The organism is Halostella limicola, assembly GCF_003675875.1.
Lineage (GTDB): Archaea > Halobacteriota > Halobacteria > Halobacteriales > Natronoarchaeaceae > Halostella > Halostella limicola.
Genome location: NZ_RCDI01000002.1, coordinates 699537 through 713339, shown reverse-complemented (window position 1 = coordinate 713339; position 13803 = coordinate 699537). Strand labels below are relative to the sequence as shown.

Sequence of the window (13803 nt, the reverse complement as noted above, 5' to 3'; positions counted from 1 at the left end):
GTTGATAAATCTAGAAGATACCCCAGAAGTTCACCATATCTGTAAAACAAGGAAACAGGTACTGTCTAGATAAAGAACGAACTGGTTGAAGAGCTAGGTGTTCATGCCATTCTCTGCCCTGCTCAGAGAGAGTTTCGCGGCGGATATCTTGAGTGTTGGCAGCGGGAGCGGACGCCCGTCAGGGTATTCGACGTCCGCCTCGCCGCTGGCGGTTGACGATCAGGGACACAACCGCTGTATTACGGCTCTCGGCCTAGATCGCTCGCATGGTGCAGTCTGGTAGTGGATTCATCGGCTGGCAGACATTCTGATGGACCCTCCGACGGCAACGCTGTCGCGGATCGCTGTCGATGACTTGGCTGTCCGAATTAACGATGAGTTCCACTGGCTCTATACCACCATCGTCATCGAGACAAAACTCTTGCTCGATGTTGAGATCTTCGAACGGCACGGCACGGACGCTGCAACAGCATTTCTGTACTTCTTGGACCGGTAGCACGATCTCGCAGACACTGTGGTTCTGGTCGATGGCTACGGCTATGTGACTGCCCTCGTGTGCCTCGATCTCACCGGTCGGTTCGTCTACTCCTTGCAAAACCACATCGAAAAGTGATTTCAGACTCTCAGGATTCAGATCGACCGCTTTCAGGCCTCGTGGGCAGGCAATCAGACGCTCACTGGATCGCTGTCTTCGTCAAGTAGTATAATCGTCAGCGGCCGCATCAGGCACTCAACCACCGCACGCCGGCAGAGGTGCTCGATAAGACAGTACCTTCCCCCCTCACCCATTCTCCGAGAGGTATTTATTCTATTTTACATCTCTCGAATCCCCCACAATCCTAATATACGGGATTCAGGGAGAAAATCAGGGGCGCCAATTACAATAATATTAGAGTAAAACACCAGAGTTTCCTAATTGAGTACGATCCCAAAAGGCCGCCATATTCTGTATCTTTTATACCGCTCCACTCCTTGCTGGCAGTATTAAACTCCCTACACATTGTTCCCAGTTATCGGGATGTGATTGATTCAGACGCAACCTCACGTACAGATCCAAGAAATATAGTTTAGTGTAAATAGTACAATGCTAATGTGGCATATCATGAGGGACCAGGACTTTATTCCGAATCTATAATTATATTATAAATTGTATTCCTATTAGATCATGGCTAAATGAGAGGGGTATATGGCCAATAGATGGGGCTGGTCGTATTTACTTCACTGGATTCTAAATTCGCATCATGGGGATCGTTTAACGACAGATTTTAAATTTCGGTGCAATACTACAGCCGTTATTTTCCAGTTGATATATCTCACATGAATTTTCTGGCCGAATAAAATCGGCCTATGATTTTGTATGGTGCTGGAGAGGAGATAACAGACTTTACGACCCTGCAAGACAGGAGTACACATACCACTAATAGAAAAATGGGAAGAGGCCGCGATCAGATAGCGGAAAAGCAATTGTACAGCGTAGTTAATAGGCCAATAGAAACCAAGAACGAATATGACTGAAAAAGAGTTCACAACATCGGTATATTATGACGAAGACGCAGAGGATTCTCAAATAGAAGAAAAAACGGTTGCTGTCCTCGGGTATGGCAGTCAAGGACATGCTCATGCACTTAATCTACATGAGAGCGGGGTGAATGTGGTTGTTGGCCTTCGCGAAGGGTCATCTACCCGTAAGGCAGTTCAGGATGATGGTTTAGAGGTAATGGAACCTGTGGAAGCGGTTGCTCAAGCAGACATCGTCTCCATCCTTGTCCCTGATACTGTCCAACCAGCTGTTTATGAACAAATCAAAGACGAACTCACCGCCGGTGATACGTTACAGTTTGCTCATGGGTTCAACATTCACTATAACCAGATCCGACCTCCCGAGGATGTAGACGTGACGATGATAGCGCCAAAAAGCCCAGGGCACCTTGTCAGACGCAACTACGAAAGTGGTGAAGGCACACCTGGTCTACTGGCCGTCTACCAAGACGCTACAGGCGACGCTAAAGCGGAAGCATTAGCGTATGCGAAGGCGATCGGTTGCACCCGGGCAGGGGTCGTGGAAACCACATTCCGGGAGGAAACGGAGACGGACATCTTTGGGGAACAGGCTGTTCTTTGTGGTGGGATTACGAGTCTCATCAAGCAGGGATATGAAACACTTGTTGACGCGGGATATAGTCCAGAGATGGCGTACTTTGAATGCCTTAATGAGATGAAGCTCATCGTTGATCTCATGTATGAAGGAGGGATGGGTGAGATGTGGGACTCTGTCTCTGATACAGCAGAGTATGGTGGGCTCTCCAGAGGCGACGAAATTATTGATGATACGGTGCGCCAGAATATGGAAGAAGCACTTGAAGATGTACAGGACGGTACGTTTGCTCGGGAGTGGATTTCAGAGAATCAGGCTAGCCGTCCAAGCTATACTCAGCTCCGCCAGGCAGAGAAAAATCACGAAATCGAAGACGTTGGCGAACGATTGCGTGACCTCTTCGCTTGGTCGGAAGAAAACGAATAGAACCAAAATAAATAGAATTCTCTACTTTTATATTAATATAAAACAGTTTGTATAATGGTGGTGGGATAGTATATTCCCTTGGAAATTGTCTTTTCAAGCGGTTAGAACAGCCCTCAACGGAGACACACAATCATAAATTATGTATATTTTTACATATTTAGTAAAATTGGTTATGGTAGACTCCACTAGGGAATCCTAATGGACGAGTTTCTATTCAGTGACTTCTCAGAGGTGGAAGCAACATCCTATGTAACCGAATATAGGGACCATCCTCTAAAACGTGCTCATGAACTCTTATCTGATATCAATTCCAGCAAGGTTTCAGAGAAGGATCCCGCAGTGAATGAAGTGATCAACTCCGATGCACTCGCAAAATTACTTTCTACCGCTCAAAACCCAACTCAAGTTACATTTGAATACAATGAATACGAAGTCACAATTACTAATAGCGAAAGAATAAAAATAGAAAAGAAGTAGTTCCATATTGATAGACCTATCTACCTTATCAATACAACGAGTAGGTTAATCTTCACTGCCCTAATTCTTGGAGTCCCTCCCTACCTCTGGAGACGAATAGAGAAAGGATTCGTACGTAAAAAGCAGCATTAGGTTCACGGACAGGACAACGTCACTCCCAAGCTACAGTGGGCGAAAATTCCGCGGTAAACAGTTGAGCGGTACCGTAGTTTCGGAGTCCTCCGTTCAAGTTCGCTTCTTCGTGTTTTCCTAATCTTGAGATGAGGCTCTAGAATTATCCGTCTCTATCGATCTGTTCTACCTCATACTCACTCGCCCGTACCCGCAACGGGAACCACCCTTCGCCATCAACACCGAGCAATGTCTCCGAATAGCCGTCGTCCTCGTTCCCAGCCTTTGCGGTCTGCACCCAGTTGACCTCGCGCTCGCTCAGGCCGAACCACTCCGACAACTTCTCGGCCTCCTCCTTCACGCGGTGGATGATCGTCATCGAGCAGAGGTTCGCGATCGTCTGTGCTTCCGGCGTCAGCGCGAACTCGCCGCCGGTCTGCGTGATGAAGTGCAGGGAGAGGTCGTAGTGGCGACTGTGGCGAACGGCCGTCTCCAGAAACTCCAGCGACGTCGAGTCACCCATCAGGTAGTGGGCTTCGTCGATCGCGAAGACGACCTTCTTGTCCGTTTGCTTCGCCCGCTCGTAGACGGCGTTGAAGATCACCTGCATCATCAGGCTGGTCTCGGACCGGCCCCGCGTCCCTTCTTCCTGGTGCAGATCCAGATACAGCACCTTCGAGTCAAGGTTCAGTTCGGTCGGTTGCGCGAGATTCTCCAGATCCCCGCCGTCGCGGAATGACGGCCGCAGGTCCGTCAGGAGCGACTGCGCGTCGGTCCGGACGCTCTCTCGCTCGCCGTCGGTGACGTACCCGAACTCCCCTGGGTCGTCCAGCAGTGCTTCGAGGACGCTGATGACAGTCCGGACTGTCGGCGACTCCCTGTCGTGCGTCGACGGCGCCCGAGTGATCCCCTGGCGTTCGTACGCAACCTGCACGGCGCGTCTGAGCGTCTGCTTCCGGTCGCCGAGGGGATTGTTCGCCACGTGGTCGAAGAACGTCTCGAAGAACGTGAGCACCCAGTCGATCTGCTCGCTCCATGGATCGAGGTCGGGCGTCCGCTCGAGCACGTCCGCTGGCGTCGCCTGCAGTTCGAGCGGGTTGAACCCACGCGTCCCGCCGACGGTCACGCGTTCGCCGCCGAGCGCGTCGTTCACGCCGGCGAACCCCTCCAGCGGGTCGAGCATGATGATGCACGTGTCCCGGTCGTACATCGCTCGCCGGACGAGCTGAAGCTTCGTCGAGAACGACTTCCCGGCGCCGAGTTTTCCGATGACCATCGTGCAGTAGCCTGTCTCCCGTTCGAAGCGGTCGAGGATGAGCGGGCTCTCGTTGAGCGCGTACGTCCCGTACTCGATGCCGGGTTCGGCGAACGCGCCGGCGACGAAGGGGAACATCGCGCCGAGCGCGCCGCCGAGCATCGGCGTTTTCGTGTCCATCGAGTCGTTTAGCCGGTCGACAGCGACCGGACTGTTCGACTGCAGCGTCTCCAGTTGCGCCCAACGCGGAAGGACGGGAGTGAGGTTCGCCGGCGACCGACGTGCTGTGTTCACTACTCCATCCGCGTCGACGTCCGCTTCGCTCTCGCCGCGGACGGTCAGGTACATCGACGCGTCGAACGCCTTCATCGACGTGTTCCGGAGGACGTCGTACAGTTCTCGGTAGTCCTCCAGGTCTTTCGTGACGCCGCGAGCGCCCGCCCGGCGCTTCTCGGCGAGGTACTCCTTGTCGGCCTCGAGGTCCTCGATCTTGTTCTCAAGGGAGTCGAGCGTCGCGGCGGTGTCTCTCGGATCGATGTGGATCGAGATGTCCGTCGTTCGCGTTTCGGCCGTCGAGTACAATCCTTCGAACAGGCCGTCGACCGGCGCGTCCGGGAACTCGCTCACCCAGAACGACTTCGTCACTTGGTCGCCAGTCTGGACGGCATTCGACCGGTGTTCGATACTCGAGGGTGCGACGATCGACTGATGAACGTCGCGGACGTCATCGAGCGGTTCTGACGTCGGATCATACGCGACGGTAACGTCGTCGTCATCGGAATCCGGCGTCTCGCCTGTCTCGTCCTCTGTGGACTCGGCGGACGCTTCTTCTACGTCGAAGAACGGTAGTTTCTCTCGGATCATTCCGATCGCCCTCCGATGAGCGGTCGCGTCCGAAGCACCTGCTCCGGGTCGCCGTATTCGGCCGACTCCCCGGACCAGTACTCGTCGAGGAGCCGAACCGCTTCAGCCGACGCGGCGCGGTCGGCACTACAGCCCTCTATCTCCCTGATACCGGCTTCGATACGTCGGCAGCGTTCCTCCAGAGCCGTCATCATCGCTTCGTGTTGTGCGGCCTGCTGTGGGGCGAACCACGCCCGTACGAACAGGCCGACGAGCGGCAACGCGGAGAGTTTCTGTATGAGACTCTCCCGTTCGAACTGTACCTCACTTCGCGTCACCGGAACGACGATGTAGTGATCCCGGATCGTCATCTGGCGCTCTTCGAGTTCGGTCCGGTACCAGGAGACGTAGTTCTCGATGAGGGCCGCCAGTTGCGGATTATCCGCAACGTCCGGATCGTCGAGGCGGTCCTCGTACCGCGAGAGGTAGTCCTCTGCGGGGAACTCCTGTGTCGTTGAGTAGATCTGGATCGGGAACTCGACGACCGTATTCAGGAAGTCCTGGAAGGATTCCGCCTGCGAGTGCCACCGCTCGCGGGTCGCGAGCGCCATCGTCGGCGGCATCACCTGTATGAACGCCAGCAGCGTGCCGTCCGTCCGCTCTATCGCGTTCTGGTCGGGATAGACCCGTTCGACGTTCGTGAACTCGGCCGCGGCGTCGTGGGAGTGTTCGTGGTCGCGACGGTAGAACTCGAGAAACGTCTCTATCCAGTCGATGCTGGTCGTGTACTCGGGCGTCAGGTAGACGAACAGCCCGCCGACCGCAACGCCACAGAGAGCGAACGGGAGCGCGAACGCCTGGAGTGAGTATCCGGCGATCGAGAGAGACTGTGGTAACAGTACCTGCGTGACGAGGATGACCGCCACGCCCGGGAACAGTCCGACCGCCAGATCGGTCAGCGTGTACCTGCCGAACAGTTTCGTGCCTGTGCCCAGCGACTTCGGAACTCGTTTCGTCGGATCGTGGTTATTCATTGGTCACCTTCGGAGGGATCGGTAGCGTCAGCGGGCGTGTCAGTCGGATCCGTGGGATCCGTTCGATCCGTGTCCTGCGCCTGTGACCGCCGGTCGCGAAGCGGGTCGACGCCCTCGGTGCGCCCTTCGAGTGGAAGCGGGTCGGTATCGCCGGTACCGGTAGACCGATCGGGACCTCTGTTGCTCCGTCCCGGCTGGCGGCTATCGTCGGTACCGCCGCCGAACGCCTCCCGCAAGCCAACTCTGGTCGTGTGCAGGCGCGACCCCATCGCGTGAGCGCGGGAGTTGTTCTGCAACTTCGTCTGGCCGGTGCTATCGACGGCGGCTTTCCCCTGTACGCCGCGCGCGAAGTTCCGGCCGCCGCGGACGGCCGTTCCGCCACGGTCTTTCGTTCGTGAAACCCGCTGTCGGGCGCGCCCCTTCGACATCCGATGTGACGCGCGGTCGGCGGCGAAAAAGAGCGCGCCCGCCTGCCAGAACAGGACGATCGGTGTCGCAAGCGCGACAAAGGGGAGGACCAGCGCGGTCAGCCACGCACCGATCCCGCCCATCGAGAGTTCGAGTTCGCTCCCGAGGATCGCGCCGAGGCGGAACAGCAGCGCAACGGGGACGGTCATGAACAGGAACGGAACGTAGAAGCCGGCCATCCGGCGCATGAATCGCGAGACGAGTGTGAACGGGCCGACGCCCGGGATCCAGAAGACGATGAGCAGGGGCATCAGCAGGACGAACATGTAGAGGACCACCTGACGGACGTAGTAGATGAGCGCGATCAGGACGAACAGCGTCAGGTCGGTCAGGAGGGTGACCATCACGCCGAGTGCCCCGAGTGCGCTGAACGACAGCGTCTCGAACAGCGTTACGTCGGACAGATCCGGCAGGATAAATCCCGTCAGCGCGCTAATGAGCCGGAGGGAGATCGCGGCGAGCCACCACCACGAAAGGATCCCGAGCAACCCCGAGACGGCTCGCTTCTTGAGCTTCGAACGGTGGTAGGAACTGAATAGGTAGCTCGTCGACTCGAGAAAGATGACGAGACCGATCGACAGCGCCCAGAGCATGAGCGATAGGGGGACGATCGACTCCCAATAGTACTCGTAGATGCCGCCCCACGCGCCGTTCGTGGGCGGGGAGAACACCGCGTTCGGATGCGGCGTCACGACGATCGTCCGGACGAGGTCGTCCGCGTACGTCTCGATGAGGCTCGTGACGGGGCTGAACAGGACGCGGATGAACTCCGTGAGCGCCTCGACGATCGCGTCGGCAAGCGCACCCATTCACATCCCTCGCCACGGGGGCCAGATGCCCCAACTGGTCAGTCGATCGAGCACGTACACGACGACGAGGACGGTCGCAACCGGAACGAGGATCCGGTACACCGTCGATATCGTCTGCAGGACCGTTCCCCGGACGTAGGCGGTGTCGGAGTCGCCGACGTAGCCCTGTTCATGCCGCCACCACTGTGCTGGTTCGTATCGAGCGGTGACCCCGTCGCCGGACCGGGGGAGCGTCAGCACCGCGATGCCGCTCGCGTTCGTCTGGACTCGTTCGCCGTTGAGAACGACGACGCCTTCGCGGTCCGCCGTCGCGATCGGCTCTCCCGTCGCAGCATCCCGGAGTCTCACTGTCGCGGTGACCGTCTCGTCCGTGACGTTCGTCACGGCGACGGTGAGAGTACTCTCGTTGATCGGGACGTCTACGAAGTGAGTCGCGGTGACGTTCGTCGAGACGCCGCGAACGATACCGTCGGCGGTCACGTGCTTGTCGATGACGTTTCTCGCGGACGGGTCGTCGAGTTCCGTCCGTGTCGCAAGGCCGAAACTCGCCGTGTAGGGCGCGGTGACGGCGTCGAGTTCGACGTTTTCGGGCATCGATCCCGGTTCGAGTTCGCGTCCGTGCGTTGCGAGGATCTCGACGCGTCCGCGGTCGGTCGTCGGGCCGATCTCGCTCGGGTACGCGTACACCTGCAGCGGTTGCAGCGGCGAGCGTGTCTCCCACTGATCGGCCGACGTTCGATGAACAAGGACATCCCAGTCCCGATCGCGAGCGGAGTAGAAACGCCAGACGCCCTGTACTCCGCCGCCGGGGAGCGAGTAGCCCGCCCACGGCTGATTATTGTACGCGACGATCCCCTGATCGCCGTTCGGATACTGTCCCGCAAACCCTGAAACGCGGAGGGTATACAGGGACACTGGCCTCGAGGTGTTGACCGTGAGCGTCTCCGTCGGATGCGTAATCGTCGTGTTCCACTCCTCACAGCCGTCGTCGCTCTCGTTGACGCAGACGGTGACGTTGTGTTCGAGCGTGACGGCGATATCCGCCTCGACAGCGAGCGTGTGATTCGTCCCGACGTAGGAATCGAGCGACGTGTACCCGAGTCTTGGCGTGTGCGTTCCCCGCCGTGTCGTCTCGACGTCGCCGTCGACTAGCAGTCGCGTTTCGGCGATTTCGTGCGAGTCGATCGACCAGGTACTCCGGCGCGTATCGGTCTCCGTATCGACGGGCCGCCTGACCCGGTAGTCGAGCGTCGCGAGGAGGCTTCCGTTCGGTGCGACGTAGAGTGGCTGGTTCTCAGCTGAGACTTGCGCTCGCGTGGACGGCTGGATAGCGAACACGTCCACGTAGGCGTCTTTCACGAACCGACCGTCCTCCAGGGTCGTGTTCCGCGGATGGATCGACACGTCGGGAGACGTCTCCGGGAACTCACGGTGGTCGCCGCTGTTCCACCGTTCGATGTCCCGTGGCGGAGCGTTGAACGGGATGTCCGTGAGCATGGCGAGTTCCGCCATCTCGGACCGATTCCCGTCCGTGAGGTTTTCCGAGTCAGCGATGTCGACGTCGCCGGACCACAGCGCGTGAAACGTCGTCTCGTTCACGCCGTGGTCGGTTTCGTTCGGCGGGTCTATCGGTTGGGGAGCTACGTCACCCATCGGTACGCCACCCATAGTGCCTCCGGTGACCGCGGCGAGAGCGGTCACGACGAAGAGCGTTGACGTTAGAACCCGCAACTCGTCCCACCCGCGACGACGTTGTTCAGGAGGAACTGCACGATCGCCGTCCCCATCGGCGCGACGATGATACCCCAGACGACCGCCTGGTTCCGGGCCTCCTTCAGCTCTTTCTTGATGTCCGACCGACGGATCGTCGGCGTCGCGACCGTCGCTCCGAGCGCGATGACGCCGCCGACGAGCGGGCCGCCGAACTGGATAAGGGTGAACAGGTTCTGGATCGTCTCGGCCATCTCCGTGTCGCAGAATGCCTCCCCCGTCGACTGTGCCAAGGCGGGTTCGACGGCGATGAGACTGAACAGGAGGATGCCGAGCCCTGCCGATCGGACGAATCGTGAGCAAGATCGATCAGTAGTCTGGTCCGTTAAATCGCTGGAACGATTGTGTTCGGTCATGTGAGTTGGATACCGTCGGCTACTGACCCCCTTCTCTGCTAATCCGGGGACGGAGCGCGATCGGTATCGTAAATTCCGATCCAACACGGCAGTATATAACTATTTCTTTACTATATTGTATCTGTAATTATTGTCGGTCGAGGAGTCTGTGCATCTATTAAATAGATCATAGGAACGTTCAGGGACGCTGAACGACCGCATCGATGTCGGTCTCCTGCCGCAACGAGAGTGGGTGCGAGAAGGTCAGCGGTTCGGTGACAAACCCATCCCGGTCGATACGGTCGATCAACGACTGTCGATGAGGTTATTTGTACTACGTCAGGAGTTCGTCGCCACTGCGTGGGCTGTCACACTCGTCGGATTGCTCGGAATGTCTCCTACCCTTGCCAACTGGAGTAATCGGTACAGTAGTTTAGGGGCTGGCTGGGATGGCTCCTGAACTTTATCATCCATGCTAGTCAATGACTCACTATGTCGAACGTAGTCGATGTCACTCGGGAGCAGGAGCAAGTGCTGGCTGCGTCGATGAACCCGATGGCCATCATCGAAAGCGACCGATACATCTCAGTAAACCAGCCGTACGCCGATCTGTACGGGGTTGGACGTCCGGACGATCTTGCCGGGGAACTGTGGAACCGCCACCTTGCCGAATACGAGCGGGAGCGGGTCAAGGGAGAGATTCTACCGACGTGTCGTGCAGACGGGACGTGGAGCGGGACGCTTACGGGCCGTCGATGTGACGGCAGTACCTTCTCCCTGGAACTATCAATTGCCTGTTTGGACGACGAACACTTCGTCTTCACCTGCCAAGAGAACGACCGTATCAAGCAGCCCGAGCGCGGGGTCGAGAATCCGCAGCAGCTCATTGAAAACGTCTTCGACACGGTCGATGATATTGTGTACGTCTTCGATGAAGATGGTACTCCTATCCTCTGGAACACGAAACTCTGCGAGATGACTGGGTACACCGACGAGGAAATCGAAGCCCTCGAGCCGAAGGAATTCGTTTCCCCAGAACAGCACGAATACGTACCCGGTCTGGCCGAGGCCATCGACCAACTCGGTGACCAGCACGTCGATCTCGATCTCATTACCAAAGACGGTGAGCGCATTCCCCACGAGTTTCGCGGGACCACGTTCGAGGACCCCGATACAGGTCGCGTGTACCGCTGTGGCATTGCCCGCGACGTCAGCGACCGCAGGGAGCGCGAGCGGCAACTCCGTATCGCCCGTCAGTTCAACGAGGAACTGGTCGAAAACGCCCCCTTCGGGATGTTTCGTCTGGACGAAGAGCTCCGTATTACGTACGAAAATCCTCGGGCAGAAGAAATCATTGGGTTGCCCGACGATGAAGAGGCATCGGCAGCCATCGGGAGAGACATCCGTGAACTCCCATCAATCATCGAGACCGGTCAAGCAGACCTCTTCACGCGCCTGCAAGCCGGGGAGACCATCGAATTCGAGTTCCCATTCGAGTCGATCTACGGGAAGGAGGCGTACTTCACTGGGCGCGGTGTCCCTCTGTATCGAGACGGCGAATTCGATGGGGCGGTTCTGATGGCTATCGATATCTCGGAGCGCAGGCAACACGAACGGGACCTGGAACGCCAACGCGACGAACTCCAGACACTGGACCAGATCAACGAACTTCTGCTCGAGATCACCCGCGACCTGTTCGAATCGCCGACGCGGGCGGAAATCGAGCAGACGGTCTGTGACCGGCTGGCGGTGTCTTCCCTGTACCAGTTCGCTTGGATTGGCGAGCCAGAGCCTAACGGGGATCAAATCCGACCTCACGCTAGTGCTGGAATCGACGACGGGTACGTCGAGACGATAACAGTCACGACGGCGGAAACCGAAACCGGCCAAGGACCCGGTGGACGGGCGTTTCGAACCAGTGAGTTGCAGGTCAGTCATGATATTCGATCTGATCCAACGTTCGAGCCGTGGCGCGAGGCGGCCCTCGACCGCGGCATCAAGTCGGCTGCCGCCGTGCCGCTAGTCCATGGGGACACCACCTATGGCATCTTGGCAGTGTACGCGACTCGCCCGCTCGCGTTCAGTCACCGCGAACGAGACGGGCTCGAAACCCTCGGGGAAGCCATCGGCTTCGCTATTAACGCCATTGAGAATCGTAAGCTCCTGTTCGCTGATTCGGTTGTCGAACTCGAGTTCGAGGTCACCGATTCAGGGTTGGTGTTTGTCCGGACCTCAGAACAATTCGGGTGTGAACTTACCATCACTGGATACGTCGAGTCGGAATCCGGTTCGTGGAGCGTGTATCTTACCGTGGACGACGTCGCCCCGACAGCGATTCGCGATGTCGCCGTCGATGATCCAGATGTGGACCGGATTCGGATCATCGCCGACGAAGACGACACCGGAGTACTCGAGTTCGTCATGAAGGCGGACGCCCTGAATCACATAACAGATCACGGGGCAATCCTTACGTCAGGACACGTAGCTGATGGGCGGGGTCGGTTTCGTATCGAAGCCCCCCAGTCCGCCGATATCCGGCAGTTATCCACCCGACTTCGAACTGAGTATCCAGATTCGACGCTGGTTGCCCAGCGCGAATTCGATCGCCCCGCCCAGAAAGCGCGTGAGATACGCCAATCAGTCAGCGATCAGCTGACCGATCGGCAACAAGAAGCGCTCACGCACGCGTATCACGCCGGGTACTTTGACTGGCCACGTCAGAGTACCGCCGGCGACATCGCCGCATCGATGGACGTTGCAGAAACTACGTTCCACTATCACCTGCGCAATGCCTTGGAAACACTCTCATCGGTGCTCATCGGCCTTGAAAGGCATAAGGAACGCTAATTTGGTTCTGAATGATATCCGGGTAGTGAAAGATCCCATAAGTACGTGACGCGGCGAGCGATCCGTCGCTGTTGGGGCTTTTCTATCACCACTTCTAAAAACGCGATCGAATATGGCTGCCTCACTCACGGGGCGACTCAACGATCCCGAGTTGCTGCATCAACCCGAGAGTGTCAAAGAGCCCCCACGATTCGACGATTTGACCGTCTGCGAGCCGGTTGATTTCGAAGCCAACGATCTCAACGTCGTTCCCGGTCGGTTCCATGCCCATGAATTCGCCGTCGTGCGTCCCCGTGGCTGTATACCGGACGGCAACGCTGTCACCGTCCGCAACCATCTCTTGGATAGTGAGCGTTGCATCGGAGAACGCGGAGTGATACTCCTCGATGAGTTGCTTTTCTCCCGCAGGGCCGGGTGGAACGGGTGGCTCTTGAGGATTATGCTGCTCAGCGTCGGCGGCCACGACTTCGTCAACGACATCGAAGTCTGCCTCGTTCCATGCGTCGAAGAACCGACGCACGATGGCTTCGTTATCTTGGTCGGTGGTTGCCATTGTATTCGCTCTCGGTCGTGTTACTCCTCGGACGGTTCGACCACTCCAAGCTGTTTCATCGCCCGCAAGAAGTCGGCGACGAGCCACGATTCTGCGAGTCCGCCGTCTTCTATCCTGTAGATAGCGACGCCGGCGATCTCGACCTCCTCTCCAGTCGGCGGAACCCCCTTGAATTCGCCTTCCTGAGTGCCGGTCATAGTGTACTGGATCGTGACCCTGTCGTCGGTCGCGAACACGTCGTCCGGTTCTTTGCGTAGGTCGGGTATCGACTCGCGAGCCTGGGCGATGACCTCCCGGAACTCGTCGAGTGTGTAGGTATCGTGCCCGCCGCTGTGCGTGTGGACCTGAAAGTCATCTGTAAGGACTGCCGTGTCGAACTCGCCGTGGTTCCACACGCGAGTGAAGTGGTCGCGTGCGAGTTGCTCGTTTTCCTCGGTGGTGGTTGTGGCCATTGGTGGATTCACCTACTATCGGGTCGCTATATTCGTGAGTCCGAGACCAAGTCCGGGATCATCGCGTACTCCCGGTCGTTCCATATGACCACGTACGCGGTCACGAGCTGCTCGGCGTCTAGTGTCGTTTCTGCCATAGGATATCACCCTGTATCACTTGGCTGCTAGCCTTCTTGGAATCCCCCTCTAGATAGCGCTAGTGGCCACACAGCCGATATCCACACGCTCTGCGATGAGCGCATCCTCAGTCTGGCGATCCTCGGAAAGAGGGAACCACCATGTGGATTATCGGACTAACAGGAGGGGGTGGACGTTGTCGTTTTCGAGC

General features: G+C 57.6%; 10 protein-coding genes and 1 pseudogene. 4 read left to right on the top strand and 7 right to left on the bottom strand.

Features of this window, described 5'->3' with window-relative positions; all coding sequences use genetic code 11:
* Window positions 1-108 precede the first annotated feature (108 nt).
* The 3 genes and pseudogenes from D8670_RS11495 to D8670_RS20960 all read left to right on the top strand — a co-directional run.
* A pseudogene (locus D8670_RS11495) lies at window positions 109-753 on the top strand (IS6 family transposase); the annotation flags it as partial.
* A 754-nt stretch (window positions 754-1507) separates the two neighbouring features.
* Window positions 1508-2521 carry a ketol-acid reductoisomerase gene (gene ilvC, locus D8670_RS11490; RefSeq protein ID WP_121818231.1) on the top strand — a complete coding sequence of 338 codons (1014 nt, stop codon included), beginning with the start codon at window positions 1508-1510 and terminating at the stop codon, window positions 2519-2521.
* A 198-nt stretch (window positions 2522-2719) separates the two neighbouring features.
* Complete coding sequence (locus D8670_RS20960; RefSeq protein WP_162994277.1) at window positions 2720-2998, top strand: HalOD1 output domain-containing protein; 279 nt, start codon at window positions 2720-2722, stop codon at window positions 2996-2998.
* A 274-nt stretch (window positions 2999-3272) separates the two neighbouring features.
* Here D8670_RS20960 and D8670_RS11485 read toward each other — a convergent pair whose 3' ends face one another.
* The 5 genes from D8670_RS11485 to D8670_RS11465 all read right to left on the bottom strand — a co-directional run bounded on the left by D8670_RS11485 (window position 3273) and on the right by D8670_RS11465 (window position 9644).
* Entirely contained in the window at window positions 3273-5228 is a 1956-nt protein-coding gene (locus D8670_RS11485; protein WP_121818230.1) for a VirB4 family type IV secretion system protein, read from the bottom strand.
* Entirely contained in the window at window positions 5225-6241 is a 1017-nt protein-coding gene (locus D8670_RS11480; protein WP_121818229.1) for a TraC-like domain-containing protein, read from the bottom strand. Before D8670_RS11480 ends, D8670_RS11485 begins: the two co-directional genes overlap by 4 nt.
* The gene (locus D8670_RS11475) at window positions 6238-7518 is read right to left on the bottom strand and encodes a TrbL/VirB6 family protein (RefSeq protein WP_121818228.1); all 1281 of its coding nucleotides are present in this window, start codon (window positions 7516-7518) and stop codon (window positions 6238-6240) included. Before D8670_RS11475 ends, D8670_RS11480 begins: the two co-directional genes overlap by 4 nt.
* Window positions 7519-9171: a DUF8186 domain-containing protein gene (locus D8670_RS11470; RefSeq protein WP_233752231.1), complete on the bottom strand. Its 1653-nt coding sequence runs from the start codon at window positions 9169-9171 to the stop codon at window positions 7519-7521.
* Window positions 9172-9236: 65 nt separating this feature from the next.
* Window positions 9237-9644, bottom strand: a complete 408-nt coding sequence (locus D8670_RS11465; protein WP_121818227.1) for a DUF7985 family protein — start codon at window positions 9642-9644, stop codon at window positions 9237-9239.
* Window positions 9645-10115: 471 nt separating this feature from the next.
* Here D8670_RS11465 and D8670_RS11460 point away from each other — a divergent pair, with 471 nt between their 5' ends.
* The gene (locus D8670_RS11460; protein WP_193569351.1) at window positions 10116-12470 is read left to right on the top strand and encodes a bacterio-opsin activator domain-containing protein; all 2355 of its coding nucleotides are present in this window, start codon (window positions 10116-10118) and stop codon (window positions 12468-12470) included.
* Window positions 12471-12591: 121 nt separating this feature from the next.
* Here D8670_RS11460 and D8670_RS11455 read toward each other — a convergent pair whose 3' ends face one another.
* Both D8670_RS11455 and D8670_RS11450 read right to left on the bottom strand, forming a co-directional pair.
* Complete coding sequence (locus tag D8670_RS11455; protein WP_121818226.1) at window positions 12592-13023, bottom strand: ester cyclase; 432 nt, start codon at window positions 13021-13023, stop codon at window positions 12592-12594.
* A gap of 20 nt (window positions 13024-13043) precedes the next feature.
* Window positions 13044-13475 (bottom strand): ester cyclase, encoded by a 432-nt coding sequence (locus tag D8670_RS11450; RefSeq protein ID WP_121818225.1) that lies wholly within the window; start codon window positions 13473-13475, stop codon window positions 13044-13046.
* Window positions 13476-13803: the final 328 nt, after the last annotated feature.

What these genes read in the sequence shown, in the direction of transcription:
- D8670_RS11460 (WP_193569351.1), top strand. Translation starts at nt 10,116, where the DNA reads ATGTCGAACGTAGTCGATGTCACTCGGGAGCAGGAGCAAGTGCTGGCT.
- D8670_RS20960 (WP_162994277.1), top strand. Translation starts at nt 2,720, where the DNA reads ATGGACGAGTTTCTATTCAGTGACTTCTCAGAGGTGGAAGCAACATCC.
- D8670_RS11480 (WP_121818229.1), bottom strand. Translation starts at nt 6,241, where the DNA reads ATGAATAACCACGATCCGACGAAACGAGTTCCGAAGTCGCTGGGCACA.
- D8670_RS11450 (WP_121818225.1), bottom strand. Translation starts at nt 13,475, where the DNA reads ATGGCCACAACCACCACCGAGGAAAACGAGCAACTCGCACGCGACCAC.
- D8670_RS11465 (WP_121818227.1), bottom strand. Translation starts at nt 9,644, where the DNA reads ATGACCGAACACAATCGTTCCAGCGATTTAACGGACCAGACTACTGAT.
- D8670_RS11475 (WP_121818228.1), bottom strand. Translation starts at nt 7,518, where the DNA reads ATGGGTGCGCTTGCCGACGCGATCGTCGAGGCGCTCACGGAGTTCATC.
- ilvC (WP_121818231.1), top strand. Translation starts at nt 1,508, where the DNA reads ATGACTGAAAAAGAGTTCACAACATCGGTATATTATGACGAAGACGCA.
- D8670_RS11485 (WP_121818230.1), bottom strand. Translation starts at nt 5,228, where the DNA reads ATGATCCGAGAGAAACTACCGTTCTTCGACGTAGAAGAAGCGTCCGCC.
- D8670_RS11470 (WP_233752231.1), bottom strand. Translation starts at nt 9,171, where the DNA reads ATGGGTGACGTAGCTCCCCAACCGATAGACCCGCCGAACGAAACCGAC.
- D8670_RS11455 (WP_121818226.1), bottom strand. Translation starts at nt 13,023, where the DNA reads ATGGCAACCACCGACCAAGATAACGAAGCCATCGTGCGTCGGTTCTTC.